The sequence below is a fragment of the Vogesella margarita genome (assembly GCF_028548475.1).
Lineage (GTDB): Bacteria > Pseudomonadota > Gammaproteobacteria > Burkholderiales > Chromobacteriaceae > Vogesella > Vogesella margarita.
In genome coordinates this window covers 141541-160272 of the sequence record NZ_JAQQLE010000008.1, presented here as the reverse complement: position 1 = coordinate 160272, position 18732 = coordinate 141541, and the positions used below count along the sequence as shown (strand labels likewise).

The following is an 18732-nucleotide window of genomic DNA, read 5'->3' as shown; positions in this document are numbered from 1 at the left end:
GTTGGCCGCAGGCCAGTTAGCGCATGGCCTGCAGGAAGCGTCTGGCCAGCACCGCGTAATCATGCTTGGCCAGCACGTAAGCCTTGCCGGCGGCGCCCATGCGGCCGCGCTGGTTCGGCGTCAGCGCCGCCAACCGTTGCAGGCCGTCGGCAATCGCTGCCGGGTCTTCCGCACCGACACTGATACCGGCGCCGGCATCCAGCACCATGTCGTTGCCGGCTTCCACCGAGTGCAGCACCGGCTTGGCCGCCATCAGGTAGTCGAACAGCTTGTTGGGGTTGATGCCGAAGCGGTAGATCGGCAAGCGTCGCCAGCCGATGTACAGCGCATCGCACTCGGCGAGGAAGGCCGGCACCGCGCGCTTGGCAATCGATGGCAGGAACGTGACATTCTGCAGCCCCAGCGCCTGTGCCTGCGCCACCAGCGCCGCCTTGTCCGGGCCGTCGCCGACCAGCACGATGTGCACGCCGCTCTCCGGCGGCAGCTGGCTGGCCGCCTGCAGTAGGAAGTCCAGCGCGTTGGCGAGGCCGTGGCCGCCGGCGTAGCCGACGATGAAACGCTTGTCGGCCTTCAGCTCGGCCAGCCGCATGCGATGCTCGGCCGGCAGCGGTTCGCTGGCACCCTGCCACTCGGCGACATCGACGCCGTTGGGAATCACCACGTATTTTTCCGGCGCCATGCCGTGCTCAAGCATGTAGTCCTTCGCGCACGGCAGCATCGACACCACGGTGTCCGCCTTGCGGTAGCCGAAGTCTTCCGCCCACTGCAGCAGGCGGATGAACGGATGCTTCGGGCTCATGCCGCCCACTTCCACCGGCGTCAGCGGCCACAGGTCGTGCACCTCGTACACCAGCTTCGCCCCGGTCTTGCCGGCGATGAAGGCCGCCGGCACGGTGTCCAGCGGGTAGGTGGAGGAAGCAATCACCACGTCCGGTCGCCACTGTTTGAAATAGCGCCCGGACAGGCCCATCACCCGGGCCAGGAAGCGGAAGATGTTGATCACCCGCTTCAGGCCGTTGCCCTCGTACTTCGGCGTCTTGCACCAGGTGTAGCGGATGCCGTCGATGTCCTCGTCGGCGTAGTTGGCCGCAAGCGTCGGATTGTGCTGGCGCAGGTGCGAGTAGTCCGCGGCCAGCATGTGCACCTCGTGGCCGGCCTTCACCCATTCGCGGGCCAGGTAGTAGGGGCGGAATTCCATGCCGTGCCGCGGGCTGCCGGCGTAGTGATTGATGTAGAGAATGCGCACGTTATCGGGTCGGGTTCGGTTAAGGGGTCAGCGAGATCAGTCCGGCGGCGATGTTGATCATCAGCGCCAGCACCGTGGTATTGAAGGCAAACGACAGCAGGCAATGCAGGGTGCCGATGCGGCGCATCGCGCGCGAGCTGAGCGCGACATCCGCAGTCTGCGCCGAAGTGCCGATCACCACGGAAAAGTAGAAAAAGTCGCCGTAATCCGGGATTTCCTGGCCGGGGAAATCCAGCCCCGGCGGCTCGCGGCGATGACGCGCCAGAAAATAGCTGTGCGCATAGTGCAGCGCGAACATGGTCTGCGTGAACAGCCACGAGGTGACGATGGTCAGCCCGCCCAGCGCGATATGGCCGAGGCGCTGCATCCCGACCGCCTGTCGCGCCAGCGACAGCTCGACCACGATAGCCAGCAGGCACACCAGCGCCGACAGCCCCACCAGCAACAGCAGCACGCGCCGGCCCTCGTCCTGCACCAGCGCATGGCGACGGATCTTGTCGCCGTCGCTCTGCCGCATCATGTGCAGCGCCAGCAGCAGATAGAGGCCGGCACCGCCATTCCAGCCGACCAGGAAGGTGCTCAGCGGCGGCAGCGGGCTGAAGCGCGGCGCCAGCCACGCCAGCAGCACGCCGAACAGGATGGCGATCAGCAGGCGCGGATGGGCGCGCACGAGGCGCAGCGGCAAGCCGCTGCGGGGGCGCATCATCGCCGGCTCCGTGCAGGCAGACGGTTCACGGTTCCAGCCCGGCGCCGCGCTGCATGCGCTTCCAGTCGTTACGGGCAAACCACACCCCCAGGATCGACCAGATCATGCCGTCGCTCATCAGCCGCTCCGAGGTCGGGATCGCACCGCTGTAGGCCCAGTTCATGCCCACCATCAGGCAGGCCAGCGCCATGCCCTTGCTGGCGAGGCCATAGGCGAACAAAAAGCGCAGCTGGCCGCCGGCGGCGACGCGGCGCCAGCGCGCGTAGTCGTTGTCGCGCAGCTTCGCGAACCAGGCGTTGCTGCGCAGCTGCCAGATCGCGTACACCATCGCCACCACCAGGTGGGTGGCGACATTGCCCAGCGTCAGCGGCATGTCGTACAGCCCCCAGTGCAGCAGGGTAAACAGCAGGCCCAGCGGCAGCGACACCAGCAGCAGGGTTTGCGGGGCGGTTTGCCAGTTCATGTCGTCTCCTTCATGTCGTCACCTGCAGCTGGCGGTACAGCGCCAGCAGTTTGTCGGCCTCGGCGGCCCAGCTGTATTTGGCCAGCACCGCACGCTTGCCGGCCTCGCCCATGGCCTGCGCGCGCGCGTCGTCGGCCAGCAGCGTGGCGATGGCGTCGGCGATGGCGCGCGGGTCCTGCGGATCGACCAGCAGGCCGCAGCCGGCGTCCTCGACGATGCCGCGCCACAGCGGGAAATCGCTGGCGATCACCGGCATGCCGGCGGCCATGTATTCGAACAGCTTGATCGGCAGCGACTCGACGTAGCTCGGCGTCGGCAGCAGCGTCACCAGTCCGATCTTGCTGGCGGCCAGCACCTCGGCCACGCCGGCGCGATCGAGCACGCCCAGATCGTTGACGCGCGACCAGCCGGCCTCGCGCTGCAAGGCGGCCTTCAGGTCCGGCTCGCTCCAGATGCCGGCGAGGTTCAGCCGCGTGTCGGAATCCGGCAGCGCGGCGATGATCGGCTCGATGCCGCGGGTACGACTGATACCGCCGAGGTAGCACACCTCGTTGCGGCGGCTGGCCCACGGCGTGTCGCGCACCAGCTCGGCCAGGATCGGGTAATTGCAGACATCGACGCTGCGGCGCGCGCCGGCGCGCGCAAAGCGTTCGCGGATCACCGGCGTGGCGGCGACGATGGCGTCGAAGCGGCGCGCGGCGTAGTCCTCCAGCGTCTCCACCCCGCGCGACACCCACGGCCGCGCCATGCCGGGAATCCAGTGCTTGGCCAACACCTGGCGCGGCACGTCCTCGTGCACGTCATAGACGATGCGGATACCGGCCTGCTGCAGGCGCAGCGCGGCAGGGATCAGCTCCGGGTCGTGGAAATGTGCGACATCCGGCATCAGCTGCAGCGCTTTTTCATACACCCGCTTGACGGTGCCGGTCATGCGCGACAGACGGCCGCCGGTTTTGGCGCCGACGTCGTGCAGGCGTACGTCGCGGTTGATCTCGTCACCCAGCCCGTCGGCGACGATCAGATGTACCTCGTGGCCGGCCGCGGCCAGCGAGGCGCACTCCTTGACGAAGATGCGGATGTCGTGGCGCGGGTGGGCGCTGGTGAGATGGGCGATTTTCATCGACGGTTTCCTTCCGGCAACGCCAGCAAATCACGGTAGATGTCGGCAAAACGTTGCATATTGTGTTGGTGCAGGCCTTTTTCGGCCACCAGCCGGCGATTGAGCGCCACCGCCTCCGCCAGTTGCGCGTCGTCGGCCGCGCGCAGCAGCTGGGCCTTCATGGCATCGCCCAGCCGGCCCACGTCCTCGACGATGGCGCCGTTGACGCCGTCCAGCACCCATTCCAGGTTGGCCGGCAGGTTGGACAGCAGCGGCAGGCAGCCGTGACCCATCGCCTCCAGCAAGCTGATGCTGGTGGCGTCGCTCTGCGGCACGCTGACGAACACGCGCGCGTCACGGTACAGCCCGGCCAGCACCTCCGGCGCGACGAAGCCGGTGAACTTCACGCGGCCAAGGCCGAGGTGTGCGGCCAACGTTTTGAGGCTTTCTGTCTCCTCACCGCTGGCGGCCACCGTCAGCGTCCAGCCGGCAAAGCGGGCGTCGGCCTCCACCTCGGCCCAGGCGCGCACGATGCTGTCGATACGGTATAGCGGTTTGTGCAGGCGGCAGGACAATACCTGCAGCGGTTTGGCGGCGATGTCCGGCGCCGGCGGCAGCGCGTCCATGCCGAAATTGAGCACGTCCATGCGGCGGATCGGCGCCAGCTCGCGGCACACCGCCGCCATGTTGAGCGAATCGCTGGTCACCGCGCTGGCGGCGGCAAGGTTGGCCGCAACCAGCTGTTTCATGAAGCGGTTCTGGCGCGGCAGCAGCAGCACGTCCGAACCCCAGCAGGTCAGCAGCCACGGCAGCTTGCGCCCGGCCAGCGCGCGGCGTGCGTGCCACGCCACGCTGTTGGCCTGGTGCACATGCACGATATCCGGTTGCAGTGCGGCGATCAGGCCGGCGATCTTGCCGGCGGTGGCCAGCGCCCTGAGGCTGAAATCCACCTGCAGCACGCGGCCAAGGTTGGCCGCATGGTAGCGCTCAGGCAGCTCGCCGCTGGTGACGAGGTGGATTTCGTCCACGTGCGGCGCGATGCCGGCGAGGTAGCGGAAGGTGTGGACCGAGGCGGAGCCGATCAGCAGCAGTTTCATGGCGTGTCCTTGTACTAGCGCAGCAGCTCGGCCAGCGCCTGCGTCAGCCGCGCCAGCTTGCGCTCCAGCTGCGCGTCGGCCTTGAGCGCGATGTTCATCGGCAGGTTGAGCACGCTGGCGGCCAGCCGCTCGCCGTGCGGGGCGCTGCCGGCGACGTAGCCGTGGCGGAAAGAGCCGGCGGGGTGGATCACGTCGTCGAACCACACCCCGATGTTCAGGCCGCTGGCGGCGGACAGCCGGCGCGCCAGCGCCGCCTTGTCGGCCACCGCGCCCGGCAGCGCGAACGGGTAGCGCACCCAGTGGGTACCGACCGGCGCCGGCCACTGCTGCACGCCGGGCAACTTGGCCAGCGCACGCCGGTAGCGCTCGGCCAGCTGCTGCTTGTGCGCGATGACGGCCGCCAGCGTCGGCAGCTGGCGACGCAGCAGCACCGCCGACAGCAGCGGCATCGCGCGTGCAGGATGCGGCTCGCCATCGCGGACCTCGCCGTCGCCGGAGCGGTAAACCATGCCCAGCCGCCGCACCGCGGCCATGGCGAAGCGCCCCAGCAGCGGCCAGCGCGCCGACAGCAGGTGCGCCTTCAGCGTGGCCGCCAGTCGCCACTCGTCGCCGCAGGGCAGCTCCGGCAGCGCGGCGGGCGGCAGCTCGCTACCGGCCGGCAGCAGCGCCATGCCGCCGATGCCGCCGGTGAGGTTTTTCGAGTACTCGAAGCTGAAAAAGGTGCCGTCGTGGTAGGTGCCCAGCCACTGCCCGTCGCACTTGGACGCAAAGCCGTGCGCGGCGTCGTCGACAAAGCGCACGTGGCGCTGTTTTTCGCGCAGCCAGGTCGGTACCTCGCAGGCGATGCCGAAGTTGTGCGGCACCACCACCACGCGGGTGCGCGGCGTGATGGCGGCGTCCAGCGCCAGCCAGTCGAAGTTGAGGCTGTCGCTGCCGACATCGACGAAACGCAGCGTGGCGCCGGTCGGCGGTACCTGGTTGGGCACCACCACGCAGGTGAACGCCGGCACGATGACCTCGTCGCCCGGTTCTACGCCATGCAACTGCAACAGCGCGGCAAAGGCGGCACGGCCGCTGTCGAACAGCACGATGCGGCCAACCTCGACCTCGAACAGCTGCGCCAGCTCGATGCGCAGCGCGGCGCGGTGATGGCGGCGGCCGGCGAGCATGGCCGGGAAGGCGGACAGGTACTGCCAGATGCTCAGCGAATTGGCGGTCAGCATAGCGCCCTCACCTTCCGCGCCGGCTGGCCGGCGTACAGCCAGCCCGGGGCCAGCTCGCCCTTGACCACGCTGCCGGCGGCGACCACCACGTTGTCGCCGATACGGGCGCCGGGCAGCACGATGACGCCGGCGCCGATGAACACGTTGTCGCCGATGTGGATGTCGGCGTCGGTGTGGCAGTCGACGAACGCCGTCGCCGTCACGTCGGCGGGGATCGCGTTGCTGTGGCAGAACAGCATGCAGCGCGGGCCGATGGCGACGCGCGCGCCGATCTGCAGCCGGTTGCCGCCGATCAGGCAGTAGAAATGTGGCGCGATGTGGCTGTGCGCGCCGAGTTCGAAGCGGCCGGCGCCGTGGGTCAGCACCTCGCCGCCCCAGTACAGCCGCGCGTGCTCGCCCAGCTGCAAGGCCGCCGGCGCCACGCTGACCGAGGGGTTGACCCGCGCCGAAGCGGCGAGGCGGGCTCCGCGCCACACCAGCCACTGGCGCCACAGCAACAACAGCACACGCTTAAACATCGGACCTTTCCCGCAGCCGCAGCAGGCGGAATACCCACGCCAGATAGGCCGCAAAATAGAGCGTCATCACCACCGCCATCACGCGAAACGCCAGCATGGCGTCGCGTCCGGCGGCATACACCGCGGCAAACACCGCCAGATTGACGATGACGCCGCACAACACGAACAGGAAGGACGCGCGCTGGCGGCCGATCACCATCGGCACCATGAAGGCCGGGCCGACGATGAAGGCGGCGGCGAAGTACGGCGCCAGGTTGGCCGCAATCTCGCCGGCGGCCAACCACGGCGCGCCGAACAGCAGCGCGAACAGTGGTCCGCCCCACAGCGCCAGCACGCCGAACGGCACCACCGACAGCGCCGCCAGCACCAGCACCGCGCGCTTGAGCAGGCCGGACAGCGCACGGCCGGAGGCGGCCGCCTCGGCCAGATCGCGGAACACCACCTGCGCCACCGCCTGCCCCACCAGCGCCGCCGGCAGTTTCAGTACGCGCAGCACCAGCGCGTACTGGCCGACGATGGCGGCGCCGGACAGTGCCGACAGCATGGCCAGCATCAAGGAATCCTGGAACGCCACCACGAAGGCGTGCGGCGTGTTCACCAGCGGGAATTCGCGGTAACGCCGCGCCTCGGCCAGCAGCGCAGTGCGATCGTGGCCGCGCAGCCACGGCAGGCGCGCCGCAACATCGGCACGCGCCAGCGTCAGCAGCGCGACGGCCTGCCCGGCCAGCTGCGACAGGATCAGCCCGCCGGCGGCAAGGCCGGACCAGCCAGCCGCCAGCTGCAGCAGCGACACGCCCAGCGACTGCACCACCCGCCCCTGCGCGTTGGCCGCATAGCGGCGCTGGCGGTTGTTCCACGCCGTCCATGCCGCCACGCCTCCGGCCAGCCACACGCCCAGCGGCAGCAGCGGCAGCCACGGCGCCAGCTGCGGCGCGCCGAGCAGACCGGCGATGGCGTCGTGCCATGGCCAGAACAGCGGCAGCGTCAGCAACAGCAGGCCGGTATTGATCGCCAGCGCCAGCAGCATCAGCCGCGCTGCTTCCGGCTCGGACTTGGGCAGCACCACCGCCATGTCGTAACGCGCGGTCGCAATCACCGCCAGGTTGGACAGCCAGGCGACAAACACCGCCAGCACGCCGAAATCGGCCGGCGTGTACAAGCGCGTCAACAGTGGCGCGAACAGCAGCGGCAGCGCCTGCGCCAGCGCGGCGCCGCTGGCCAGCGTCGCCACGTTGCGCATGAAGCCGCCTGCGGCCAACCTTTGACGCAGCGCGTCCAATTAGCCCAGTGCCTTCTTCACCGCGGCGACGATGGCGTCCTGGGTGGCGTCATCGAGGAACGGGTGCATCGGCAGGCTCATCACGCGGCGACCGGCGGCCTCGGCCAGCGGGAAGCTGCCCTCGCCCTGGCCCAGATCGGCAAACGCCGGCTGCAAGTGCAGCGGAATCGGGTAATGCACCGCGGTCGGGATACCCAGCTCCTGCAGTGCCTTTTGCACCGCGTCGCGGTTATCCACCTCGATGGTGTACTGCGCGTAAACGTGGCTGTTGCCGGCGGCCAGCACCGGCACGCGCGCGACATCCTTCAGCAATTCGCTGTAACGCGCGCCGATGCGGGCGCGGGCCACCACTTCGTCCTGGAAGCTCGGCAATTTCGCCAGCAGCACGGCGGCCTGGATAGTATCCAGCCGGCCGTTGAGACCGATCACCGGGTGGTGGTAACGGCGGTCCTGGCCGTGCACGCGGATTTCGCGCATTTTCTTGGCCAGTTCGTCGTCGTTGGTGAACACCGCACCACCGTCACCGTAGCAACCCAGCGGCTTGGACGGGAAGAAACTGGTGGTGCCGATGGTGCACAGGTTGCCGGAGCGCTTGCCGTGCTGGCTGGCGCCAAAGCTCTGCGCGCCGTCCTCGATCACCGGCAGGCCGTGTTTTTCCGCAATCGCGTTGATGGCGTCGAAGTCCGCACACTGGCCGTACAGGCTCACCGGCATGATGGCGCGGGTGCGCGGCGTGATGGCCGCTTCCAGCTTGGCCGGATCGAGGTTGTAGCTGAGCGGATCGATGTCGACGAACACCGGCTTGGCGCCGAGCAAGGCAATCATCTCGCCGGTGGCGATGAAGGTGAACGGGGTGGTGATCACCTCGTCACCGGCCTTCACGCCCAGCGCCATCAGCGCAATCAGCAGCGCCTTGGTGCCGTCGCAGACGCCGATGGCGTGGCGGGCGCCGGTGTAGGCGGCGAGCTGCTCTTCCAGCTGTTTCACCTCCGGCCCCATGATGTACTGGCCGTGATCCAGCACCGCGTGGATGCGGGCGTCGATGTCGGCTTTCAGGTGCTGGTACTGCGCTTTCAGATCGATGAACTGGATGGACATGGTGTCACTCTCAACAGGGTCAAAGCGGCGTGCAGTGGTTGCCGCCGATGTCGTAACGTTGGCCGCAGGCGTCGCAGTCGTGCTCGCCGATGCTGTCCGCCAGCCGCTCGCCGCACTGGCACATCCAGCCGATGCGCTTGGCCGGGGTGCCGACCATCAGCGCGTACGGCAGCACGTCGCGGGTCACCACCGCACCGGCGCCGATGAACGCGTACTCGCCGACGGTGTGGCCGCAGACCACGGTGGCGTTGGCGCCGATAGTGGCACCGCGTTTCACCACCGTGCGGCGGTATTCGTTCTTGCGGCTGACGTGGCTGCGCGGGTTGTTGACGTTGGTGAACACCATCGACGGGCCGCAGAACACGTCGTCTTCCAGCGTCACCGCGTCGTAGATCGACACGTTGTTCTGCACCTTGACGTTGTCGCCGATGATCACGTCGTTGCCGACGAACACATTCTGGCCGAAGGAGCAGCGCGCACCGATGCGCGCCTGGCTGCAGATGTGCACCCAGTGCCAGACGCGGGTGTCGGCGCCGATCTGCGCGCCGTCGTCGACGATGGCGGTGGAATGAACGGTATAGGCGGCCATGTCAGTACTCCAGCGGCAGGCTGACGCGACGGCCGTCGCGCGCCGACAGGTAGATGCCGACCAGCAGCTCCAGCGACTTCAGGCCTTCGCGTCCGTCGGTTTCCGGCTCGGCGGTGCCCTGCATCACGTTGATCACGTTGTCGTAGTACAGCGGGTGGCCGAAGCCGTACACGCTGGTGGTGGCGTAGCTGGCGGCCTTGATGTCGTCGTCCATCGCGTGCGGCTCGGCGAATTCCCAGTGCTGGATCTCGTTGACGGCCATGCCGCCGATGCGCACGGTGCCCTTCTCGCCGAGGATGGTGATGGAGCCTTCCAGGTTTTTCGGGTAGGTGAGCATGGTCACGTTCATGCTGCCCAGTGCGCCGGAGCGCCACTTCAGGCTGACCACGCCGCTGTCTTCCACCTCGATGTCGCGTTCCATGGTCGCGGTGTAGGCCTGCATGCTCTCCACCGGGCCGATGATCCAGTCCAGCAGGTCGACATAGTGGCTGGCCTGGTTCATGAACGCGCCACCGTCGTATTCCCAGGTGCCACGCCACTCGGCCTGGTCGTAGTAGGACTGCGGCCGGGTCCAGAACACGTTGACGTTGACCATGTAGATGCGGCCGAAACGCTTTTCCTTCACCGCGCGCTTGAGCAACTGCAAAGTGGCGTTGCGGCGGTTCTGCTTGACCACGAACAGGCGCTTGCCGGCCTGGTCGGCGGCCTTCACCATCGCCACGCCGTCCTGCCAGCGCGTGGCCATCGGTTTCTCGGTCATCACGTGAAAGCCGGCGGCGAAACAGTCCATCGCCTGCTGCGGATGCAGGCCGGATGGTGTGGTCAGAATGATGACGTCGGCGTTGCTGCTGGCCAGCAGCTCGCGCAAGCTGGCATGGCCGCGGGCGCCGGTACGCGCCACCGCGGCGGCCAGTGCCGCCGGATCGGTGTCACACACGTCCACCAGCTCGGCGCGGTCGGCGTGCTGCTCCAGCGCGCCGAAGTGGTTGTTGGCAATGCGGCCGCAGCCGATCAGCGCGAAGCGGATCTTGCGGTCGGTGATGGTTTCGTAAGCAATCATTAATCAGTCCTTTTCCCGCTGCGGCGCGCTGCCGCAGGCTTTGCCCGCCGCGCAGGCCGCGGGCCCAAAATAGACAAGGGCCGCACGCGGCGGCCGGATCCGTGGCGCGCAGGCGCTCAGATCAGTAAACGGTTGTTGCTGTGCAGATTGGCCTCTTTCAGCCGCTTCACGAATTCGCCGAACTCCAGGCCGAAACGGCCTTCCAGTTCGTCGGCCTTCTTCGCCAGCGCATCCCAGCCGGTCAGGCCCGGCGGCTGCTTGAACGCCATCACCGCCATATTGCCGTGGGTGGCGGCCGGCAGCTCGATGACGCAGCCACCGAAGGCGGCCAGCAAGCGTTCGAGGAAGCTGTGATAGCGCTTGTCGCCGCTCCACCAGTTGGTGACGAAGATGCCGTTGGCGGTCAGCGCGCGCTTGCAGTCCTCGAAGAACTCTTCGGTGGTCAGGTCGGCGACAATCTGCTGGCCGTCGAAACCGTCGACCATGATCACGTCGGTGGATTCGCGGAACATCTTGATGTAGTCGGCGCCGTCGGCCTCGACGATCTCGAAGAAGTCGCCCTCCGGCGGCAGCTGGAAGAACACCCGCGCCACGGCGACCACTTGCGGGTTGATCTCCACCGCCACGCTGATCGCATCCGGCAGATATTCGTCGATGAAGCGCGCCAGCGAACCGCCACCGAGGCCGATCTGCACGATATGGCGCGGGTCGTCGTTCCACAGCAGGAAGGCCATCATCGCGCGGGTGTAGGTCAGCACCAGGTCGGCCGGATCGTCGAGATCCATCGAGCTCTGGATGGTGGCCGAGCCCAGATGCAGCGAGCGGATATTGCCTTCTTCGGAAATATCCACGTCCGGCAACGCATCCTGGCTATTGCGCACGCGGCGGCGGAACGGGTGTTGCGCTTTACCCGCCACAGCTGTCTCCCTTGGGACGCGAGTCCAGAATGCTGATGGTGCGGCGCGGCGTTGCGGCCAACGTTGCGGCGTCGTCATCGTCCGCGCTCGCCAGCGCGACCGGATCACGGAATTCTTCCTTGTCGAAGGCGGTATCGCCGCCCTCGAACGGGCTGTCGCCAGTCTTGAGGCCGGCAAAGTCGAACAGCTTGCTGTCGGCCAGGTGCGACGGGACGACATTCTGCAGCGCACGGAACATGCTCTCGACGCGGCCGGGGAAACGCTTGTCCCAGTCGTTGACCATCTCCTTCACCACCTGGCGCTGCAGGTTGGGCTGCGAGCCGCACAGATTGCACGGGATGATCGGGAATTCGCGCAGCTGCGCGTAGCGTTCCAGGTCCTTCTCGCGGCAGTAGGCCAGCGGGCGGATCACCATGTGGCGGCCGTCGTCGGACACCAGCTTCGGCGGCATCGCCTTCAGCTTGCCGCCGTAGAACATGTTCAGGAACAGCGTGTGCAGCATGTCGTCGCGGTGGTGGCCGAGCGCGATCTTGGTCGCGCCCAGCTCGTCGGCGACGCGGTACAGGATGCCGCGGCGCAGGCGCGAGCACAGGCTGCAGGTGGTCTTGCCTTCCGGGATCAGGCGCTTGACGATGCTGTAGGTGTCTTCCTCGATGATGCGGTACTCGACACCGATCGATTCCAGGTACTGCGGCAGCACGTGCTCCGGGAAGCCCGGCTGTTTCTGGTCGAGGTTGACCGCCACGATGCTGAAGCTGATCGGCGCCGACTTCTGCAGCCCGAGCAGGATATCCAGCAGCGCGTAGCTGTCCTTGCCGCCAGACAGGCAGACCATCACGCGGTCGCCCTCTTCGATCATGTTGAAGTCGTTGATGGCGTCGCCAACGTGGTGGCGCAGGCGTTTGGTGAGTTTGTTGCCTTCGAACTGGGCCTTTTTGGCCTTGTCGTCGGCAAGTTGCAGCGTGTCGGACATGGAGGACGGCTAAGAAATTGAAAAACAGGCGATTTTAACGTCAAACGCCTGTCCGTTGCCACACAATCCGCCCTTGTTCGCGTGCTCAGTCGGCCAGCCATGCCCCCTGTTGCCGCAGCGCCTGATACTCGTCGCGACTGAGACGCAGGCGGCAGCCGACGCCGGCGCTGTCCGGGTACACGTCCGGCTTGCAGGTTTCCACCAGCACGCCGGTGACGGCAGGATGGCCGAAGGCGATGTCGACCACCTTGCCGAGCAGGTATTCCTGGGTCTCGAACACGCGGTCTTTCACCAGCGCCAGCGTCTGCAGCCGCAGGTAGTCGTAGTCCAGTACCAGCGCGATGTCGTCGCGCGGCGGCACCATGCGCGCCACCTGCAGCACGATGTTGAGCTGCATGCGCTGACGCACGCCGCGCTCGAAGTCATGGATGCCGATGAAGCAGTCGAACACAAAGTCGCGCAGAAAGATTTCGGCCAGCATCACGCCTCCACCGCAAACATCACGTCGCGCGCCAGCGGCAGCAGGTGCTGGCCGTCGTCCACGGTCAGCACCTGGCCGGTGATCTGCACCGCCTCGGCCAGAAAGTGCACCGCCTCCGCCACCGATTGCGGGCGGGTGCCCTCGCCCAGCGCCGTCATGCGGTGCGCGCGGGCGAAGTTGTCCGCCGTCTGCTCGCCGCTGAGCAGGGTCAGCCCCGGCGCCACGCCGTTGACGCGCAGGTAGGGCGCCGCCGCCATCGCCTGCAGGCGGATGCTTTCCTTCAGCGCCAGCTTGGACAGGGTGTAGGAGTAATAGTCCGGATTGAGGTTGAACAGCTTCTGGTCGAGGATGTTGACCACGCTGCCGCGCGCATCCTGCTGCCGCAGCCACTGGCCGAAGGCCGCCGCCAGCATCAGCGGCGCGCGGAAGTTCACCGCCAGCTGGCGGTCGAACGCCGCCGGCGACAGCTCGAAGAAGCCGTCCTCCTCGAACAGCGCGGCGCTGTTGACCACGCAGTCGAGACGGCCGCAATCGGCCACCACCCGCGCGATCAGGCCGGCAAAGTCGGCGTCCGCCGCCAGCAGGTCCAGCCCGTAGCTGCGCGCCTGCGGCAGGCGCGCGACAAGGTTGGCCGCATCGGCTGCCGAGTGGTGATAGTGCACGCATACCTGCCAGCCTTCTGCGGCAAACCGTTCCGCCATCGCCTGCCCCAGGCGTTTGGCGCCACCGGTGATCAACACGACTTTCATCTGCCCTCCTGCCATTCCTGTCCCGCCGCTCGCGCCCCTGCCGGCACCACACGCGCGGCGCGGCGCAAAAGCTGCATGATATATACTCGCCGGCAATTTCACTGACAAATCTTAGCCGCCATGAGCCTGCCAGCACCCTCTGCCGACGCCCTCGCCACCAGCCACGCACTCAGCCAGCGCATCGCCACCGACATCGCCGCGGCCGACGGCTGGATCTCCTTCGCCCACTTCATGCAGCAGGCGCTGTACGCGCCCGGTCTCGGCTACTACGCCGCCGGCAGCCGCAAGTTCGGCGCCGACGGCGACTTCGTCACCGCGCCGGAACTGACGCCGCTGTTCGCGCAGACGCTGGCGCGCCAGCTGGCCGAGCTGCTGCCGCAGACTGCCGGCAACATCATGGAGTTCGGCGCCGGCACCGGCCGCCTCGCCGCCGACCTGCTGCTGGCGCTGGACGCGCTCGGCTGTGCGCCGGCGCAGTACTTCATCGTCGACCTGTCGCCCGATCTGGTCGAACGCCAGCGCGACACCATCGCCCGCCTCGCCCCTGCACTGCTGCCGCGCGTGCAATGGCTGCCGGCGCTGCCGGAAACCTTCGACGGCATCATGATCGGCAACGAGGTGCTGGACGCGATGCCGTGCGAGCTGGTCGTGCGCCAGCAGGACGGCCGCCTGCAGCAGCGCGGTGTCACCATCCGCGACGGCGCCTTCTGCTTCGACGATCGCGACTTCGATGACGCCACGCTGGCCGCGCTGGCCGCCGAGCTGGTGCCGGACATCCCCGGCTACGTCACCGAGATCAGCCTCGCCAACCGCGCCTTCATCCGCACCCTGGCCGGCGTGCTGACGCGCGGCGCGCTGCTGATGATCGACTACGGCCACAATGCAGGCGAGTACTACCACCCGGAACGCAGCATGGGCACCCTGCTCGGCCACTACCGCCACCACACCCTCCATGACCCGTTCTACCTGCCCGGCCTGATGGACCTGACCACGCACGTGGACTTCAGCGCCGTGGCGCAAAGCGGCCTCGACGCCGGCCTCGACCTGATCGGCTACACCAGCCAGGCGCAGTTCCTGATCAACGCCGGCATCACCGAGCTGCTGTCGTATCTGGATGCGGCCAACGTCAAGGACTACCTGCCGGTGGCCAAGGCAGCGCAGCGCCTGCTGTCGCCGCAGGAAATGGGCGAAACCTTCAAGGTGATCGGTTTTGGCAAACAGGTCGCCATCGACTGGGTCGGCTTTGGCAGCGGCGACCGCTGCTACACCCTGTAAGCCGCGGCGCAAAAAATAGTTGACACCCGGAAATCCGCTGCGTATAGTCAGCGGCCTTGGTGCCTAGGCATCGAGATGTGGCGAATTAGCTCAGTCGGTTAGAGCGACGGAATCATAATCCGCAGGTCCGGGGTTCGAGTCCCTGATTCGCCACCACAGTTTAGCGAGACGGTGTGCAAACACAGCCTCACGGCGAATTAGCTCAGTCGGTTAGAGCGACGGAATCATAATCCGCAGGTCCGGGGTTCGAGTCCCTGATTCGCCACCAATCGAAAAGCCAGCAGAAATGCTGGCTTTTTCCATTTCCGCGCCGGCGCCCGCCCGGCCCGCGACATCCCCAAGCTCTGCCTGCCGTGTTAAAATCGGCGCAAGCTATTCATTTGCCAGCAAAAACCGTTCGCAAGCCCGTGGTCGCTTGCTTTGGCGGCCCCTGCTGGCATTTCTCATTTACAGCGTGGCCAGCATGAAAAAGGTTTACATCAAGACGTTCGGTTGCCAGATGAACGAGTACGACTCCGACAAAATGGTCGACGTGCTCGGCAGCAGCGAAGGCATGATCAAGACGGAAAACCCGGAAGACGCCGACGTGATCCTGTTCAACACCTGCAGCGTGCGCGAGAAGGCGCAGGAAAAGGTGTTCTCCGACCTCGGCCGCATCCGCCCGCTGAAAGAAGCCAATCCCAACCTGATCATCGGCGTCGGCGGCTGTGTCGCGTCGCAGGAAGGCGACACCATCGTCAAGCGCGCACCGTACGTGGACGTGGTGTTCGGGCCGCAGACGCTGCACCGCCTGCCGGAGCTGATCAAGAGCCGCCAGCAAAGCGGCAGCGCCCAGGTCGACATCTCCTTCCCCGAAATCGAGAAGTTCGACCATATCCCGGCGGCCAAGGTCGACGGTGCCGCGGCGATGGTGTCGGTGATGGAAGGCTGCTCCAAGTACTGCTCGTTCTGCGTGGTGCCCTACACCCGCGGCGAGGAGGTATCGCGCCCGTTCGACGACGTGCTGACCGAGATCGCCGGCCTGGCGGCGCAGGGGGTGAAGGAAATCACCCTGCTGGGCCAGAACGTCAACGCCTACCGCGGCCTGATGGCCGACGGCGAGATCGCCGATTTCGCGCTACTGCTGGAGTACGTGCACGAGATCCCCGGCATCGAGCGCATGCGCTTCACCACCAGCCATCCGCGCGAATTCAGCCAGCGCATCATCGACTGCTACGCGCGCCTGCCGAAACTGGTCTCGCATATCCACCTGCCGGTACAGAGCGGCAGCGACCGCACGCTGATGGCGATGAAGCGCGGCTACACCGCGCTGGAATACAAGTCCATCATCCGCAAGCTGCGCGCCATCCGCCCCGACCTGTGCCTGTCGTCGGACTTCATCGTCGGCTTCCCCGGCGAAACCGAGGCCGATTTCGAGCAGACGTTGAAGCTGGTGAAAGACATGGCCTTCGATTTCAGCTATGTGTTCATCTACAGCCCGCGTCCGGGCACGCCTGCGGCCAACCTTGCCGACGATACCCCGCACAGCGAGAAGGTGCGTCGCCTGGAAGCGCTGAACGAGGTGATCGAGGCCGAAGGCTTCCGCATCAACCAGGGCATGGTCGGCACCGTGCAGCGCGTGCTGGTGCAGAACATCTCGAAGAAGGACCCGTCGATGCTGGCCGGGCGCACCGCCAACAACCGCGTGGTCAACTTCGTCGGCCATCCGCGCCTGATCAACCAGCTGGTCGACGTGGTGATTACCGAAGCCAACCCGCACTCGCTGGGCGGCGAGGCACTGACCGCCGAGACCGCCTGAACGGTAACGACCCGGCAGTGCTTGCCGGGTTGGCCGCTCGCCGAGGAGCCACCCATGTATATTGTTTCGCTGCACTACGCCGCCGCGCTGGAAGCCATCGACGCGCTGATTCCCGAGCACGTGCGCTGGCTGGAAGCCGCCTACGCCGACGGACTGTTCCTCGCCTCCGGCCGCAAGGTGCCGCGCAGCGGCGGCATCATCCTCGCACGCGCCATGCCGCGCGCCGAGCTGGAGCAGCGCCTGGCACAGGACCCGTTTTCCCGTCATGGCGTCGCCGACTACAGCATTACCGAATTCGTCCCGAGCATGACCAGCCCGGCACTGGCTTGCCTGCAGGAGAACTGAATCATGCGCACCCCCGCCCTGCTGTTACTCTGCCCGCTGCTGCTGGCCGCCTGTGCCAGCCTGCAACCGGCCGATCCGGCCACCATGGACTGCGCGGCGCTGACGCAGGCGCTTGCACAAACGCGGCAGCAGTTGCAGGATGAACGACAGGCGCCACGCAGCCCGGTGCAGCTCAATATCGGGCTCGGCGGCGCCATCGGCAGCCACGGCAGCGCCGGTATCGGTTTCGGCGTGCCGCTGGGCACCGCGCAACCGGACCCGCAGCGCATCGCCGGGCTTGAACGCAGGCTGCTGCAATTGCAGCAGTTACACCAGCAACGGCAATGTCCGCCCCTGACGACCACCAGTCCATGACCGAACAACACAGCAGCCACAGCTTTACCCCTGTCGACAACGAACGCCTGGCCCGCCTGTGCGGCGCGCTGGACGAAAACCTGAAACAGATCGAAACCGGGCTGGATGTCACCATCCAGCGCCGCGGCGAACAGTTCAGCCTGCGCGGCGAGCAGGCCGGCCGCGCGCTGGCCCTGCTGCAGCGCTTCTATGCGCTGGCGGAAAAGCGCGAGCTGTCGATCCAGGACATTCAGCTGGGACTGGTCGAGGCCCGGCAGCACAACCCGCAGGGCGAGGCGGACGACACCCCGACCCTGCACACCCGCCGCCGCGACCTGAAGGGCCGCACCCCGCGCCAGAGCCGCTACATCAAGGCCATCTTCAGCCACGACATCACCTTCGGCATCGGCCCGGCCGGTACCGGCAAGACTTATCTCGCCGTCGCCTGTGCGGTGGATGCGATGGAGCGCGACGCGGTGAAACGCATCGTGCTGGTGCGCCCGGCGGTGGAAGCCGGTGAAAAGCTGGGCTTTTTGCCCGGCGACCTGGCGCAGAAGGTCGACCCCTACCTGCGCCCGCTGTACGACGCACTGTATGACCTGATGGGTTTCGACAAGGTCGCCAAGCTGTTCGAGAAGAACCTGATCGAGATCGCGCCGCTGGCCTATATGCGTGGCCGCACGCTGAACAACGCCTTCATCATCCTCGACGAGGCACAGAACACCACGCCGGAACAGATGAAGATGTTCCTCACCCGCATCGGCTTCGGCTCGCGCGCGGTGATCACCGGCGACGTGACCCAGATCGACCTCGCCCGCCACCAGAAGAGCGGCCTGGTCGAGGTCGAGCGCATCCTGAGCCAGGTGCGCGGCATCCATTTCCACCATTTCCAGAGCGACGACGTGGTGCGCCACCCGCTGGTGCAGAAGATCGTCGACGCCTACGACCGTTACCAGATCCAAGAAGATGAAAACCGCTAAACGCAATCAAGTGCTGCAAAGGTTGGCCGCAAGGCTGGACCTGACCCTCGAAGACCGGCTGGAAGCCGAACAGCCGCTGCCGGCAGGAAAACAGTGGCGCCGCTGGTGCCAGGCCGCTCTGCAGCGCGACGTGCGCAAGGCGCAGGTCTCGCTGCTGGTGGTCGACGAGGCCGAAGGCCGCGCGCTGAACCGCGACTACCGCGGCAAGGACTACGCGACCAACGTACTGAGCTTCGCGCTGAACGAGGGCGACACCGTCGCCGGCATGCCGCTGTTCGGCGACCTGGTGTTCTGTGCGCCGGTGGTGGCGCGCGAGGCCGCCGAGCAGGGCAAGAGCCTGGACGCGCACTACGCCCACCTCGTGGTGCACGGCATGCTGCACCTGCAGGGCTTCGACCACGAGGCCGACGACGAGGCCGAGGCGATGGAAGCGCTTGAAACCGTCATCCTCGGCAAGTTAGGCTATGCCGATCCTTACGCCGCAGAGAAATCCTGACCCGACA

At 66.8% G+C, this 18732-nt stretch carries 21 protein-coding genes and 2 tRNA genes; 8 read left to right on the top strand and 15 right to left on the bottom strand.

Annotated features, from left to right (window positions below; all coding sequences use genetic code 11):
• Positions 1-16 precede the first annotated feature (16 nt).
• The 15 genes from PQU96_RS10390 to PQU96_RS10320 all read right to left on the bottom strand — a co-directional run bounded on the left by PQU96_RS10390 (position 17) and on the right by PQU96_RS10320 (position 13498).
• Positions 17-1246 (bottom strand): glycosyltransferase family 4 protein, encoded by a 1230-nt coding sequence (locus PQU96_RS10390; protein WP_272772246.1) that lies wholly within the window; start codon positions 1244-1246, stop codon positions 17-19.
• A 19-nt stretch (positions 1247-1265) separates the two neighbouring features.
• Positions 1266-1952: a DUF1345 domain-containing protein gene (locus PQU96_RS10385; RefSeq protein WP_272772245.1), complete on the bottom strand. Its 687-nt coding sequence runs from the start codon at positions 1950-1952 to the stop codon at positions 1266-1268.
• Positions 1953-1977: 25 nt separating this feature from the next.
• On the bottom strand, positions 1978-2415 hold the full coding sequence (locus PQU96_RS10380; RefSeq protein ID WP_047967663.1) for a hypothetical protein: 438 nt from the start codon (positions 2413-2415) through the stop codon (positions 1978-1980).
• Positions 2416-2425: 10 nt separating this feature from the next.
• The gene (locus PQU96_RS10375) at positions 2426-3535 is read right to left on the bottom strand and encodes a glycosyltransferase family 4 protein (protein WP_272772244.1); all 1110 of its coding nucleotides are present in this window, start codon (positions 3533-3535) and stop codon (positions 2426-2428) included.
• Positions 3532-4611 carry a glycosyltransferase family 4 protein gene (locus PQU96_RS10370; RefSeq protein WP_272772243.1) on the bottom strand — a complete coding sequence of 360 codons (1080 nt, stop codon included), beginning with the start codon at positions 4609-4611 and terminating at the stop codon, positions 3532-3534. The genes PQU96_RS10375 and PQU96_RS10370 overlap by 4 nt, the downstream gene beginning before the upstream one ends.
• A gap of 14 nt (positions 4612-4625) precedes the next feature.
• Complete coding sequence (locus PQU96_RS10365) at positions 4626-5834, bottom strand: DegT/DnrJ/EryC1/StrS family aminotransferase (protein WP_272772242.1); 1209 nt, start codon at positions 5832-5834, stop codon at positions 4626-4628.
• Positions 5828-6352: an acyltransferase gene (locus PQU96_RS10360; protein ID WP_272772240.1), complete on the bottom strand. Its 525-nt coding sequence runs from the start codon at positions 6350-6352 to the stop codon at positions 5828-5830. The genes PQU96_RS10365 and PQU96_RS10360 overlap by 7 nt, the downstream gene beginning before the upstream one ends.
• Positions 6345-7631, bottom strand: a complete 1287-nt coding sequence (locus PQU96_RS10355; RefSeq protein ID WP_272772239.1) for a lipopolysaccharide biosynthesis protein — start codon at positions 7629-7631, stop codon at positions 6345-6347. The genes PQU96_RS10360 and PQU96_RS10355 overlap by 8 nt, the downstream gene beginning before the upstream one ends.
• Entirely contained in the window at positions 7632-8729 is a 1098-nt protein-coding gene (locus tag PQU96_RS10350) for a DegT/DnrJ/EryC1/StrS family aminotransferase (protein WP_272772238.1), read from the bottom strand.
• A gap of 19 nt (positions 8730-8748) precedes the next feature.
• On the bottom strand, positions 8749-9318 hold the full coding sequence (locus PQU96_RS10345) for an acyltransferase (protein WP_272772237.1): 570 nt from the start codon (positions 9316-9318) through the stop codon (positions 8749-8751).
• A 1-nt stretch (position 9319) separates the two neighbouring features.
• Entirely contained in the window at positions 9320-10378 is a 1059-nt protein-coding gene (locus PQU96_RS10340) for a Gfo/Idh/MocA family protein (RefSeq protein ID WP_272772236.1), read from the bottom strand.
• Positions 10379-10494: 116 nt separating this feature from the next.
• Positions 10495-11295 (bottom strand): polyamine aminopropyltransferase, encoded by an 801-nt coding sequence (locus PQU96_RS10335; RefSeq protein ID WP_272772234.1) that lies wholly within the window; start codon positions 11293-11295, stop codon positions 10495-10497.
• Complete coding sequence (ttcA, locus tag PQU96_RS10330) at positions 11285-12268, bottom strand: tRNA 2-thiocytidine(32) synthetase TtcA (RefSeq protein ID WP_272772233.1); 984 nt, start codon at positions 12266-12268, stop codon at positions 11285-11287. Before ttcA ends, PQU96_RS10335 begins: the two co-directional genes overlap by 11 nt.
• A gap of 85 nt (positions 12269-12353) precedes the next feature.
• Entirely contained in the window at positions 12354-12749 is a 396-nt protein-coding gene (locus PQU96_RS10325; protein WP_272769656.1) for a dihydroneopterin aldolase, read from the bottom strand.
• Positions 12749-13498, bottom strand: a complete 750-nt coding sequence (locus PQU96_RS10320) for an SDR family oxidoreductase (RefSeq protein ID WP_272772232.1) — start codon at positions 13496-13498, stop codon at positions 12749-12751. Before PQU96_RS10320 ends, PQU96_RS10325 begins: the two co-directional genes overlap by 1 nt.
• Before the next feature lie 120 nt (positions 13499-13618).
• Between PQU96_RS10320 and PQU96_RS10315 the strand changes: the two genes are divergently transcribed.
• The 8 genes from PQU96_RS10315 (at position 13619) to ybeY (ending at position 18725) form a co-directional block, all read left to right on the top strand.
• Positions 13619-14773, top strand: a complete 1155-nt coding sequence (locus PQU96_RS10315) for a class I SAM-dependent methyltransferase (protein WP_272772231.1) — start codon at positions 13619-13621, stop codon at positions 14771-14773.
• Positions 14774-14852: 79 nt separating this feature from the next.
• Positions 14853-14929, top strand: a tRNA-Met gene (locus PQU96_RS10310).
• 35 nt (positions 14930-14964) lie between these two features.
• Positions 14965-15041, top strand: a tRNA-Met gene (locus PQU96_RS10305).
• 195 nt (positions 15042-15236) lie between these two features.
• The gene (gene miaB, locus PQU96_RS10300) at positions 15237-16571 is read left to right on the top strand and encodes a tRNA (N6-isopentenyl adenosine(37)-C2)-methylthiotransferase MiaB (protein WP_272772230.1); all 1335 of its coding nucleotides are present in this window, start codon (positions 15237-15239) and stop codon (positions 16569-16571) included.
• A gap of 54 nt (positions 16572-16625) precedes the next feature.
• Entirely contained in the window at positions 16626-16916 is a 291-nt protein-coding gene (locus PQU96_RS10295; protein WP_272772229.1) for a YciI family protein, read from the top strand.
• 3 nt (positions 16917-16919) lie between these two features.
• Positions 16920-17270: a hypothetical protein gene (locus PQU96_RS10290; protein WP_272772228.1), complete on the top strand. Its 351-nt coding sequence runs from the start codon at positions 16920-16922 to the stop codon at positions 17268-17270.
• The gene (locus PQU96_RS10285) at positions 17240-18229 is read left to right on the top strand and encodes a PhoH family protein (RefSeq protein ID WP_373316288.1); all 990 of its coding nucleotides are present in this window, start codon (positions 17240-17242) and stop codon (positions 18227-18229) included. Before PQU96_RS10290 ends, PQU96_RS10285 begins: the two co-directional genes overlap by 31 nt.
• Positions 18216-18725 (top strand): rRNA maturation RNase YbeY, encoded by a 510-nt coding sequence (gene ybeY, locus PQU96_RS10280; protein ID WP_272772227.1) that lies wholly within the window; start codon positions 18216-18218, stop codon positions 18723-18725. The genes PQU96_RS10285 and ybeY overlap by 14 nt, the downstream gene beginning before the upstream one ends.
• Positions 18726-18732 lie beyond the last annotated feature (7 nt).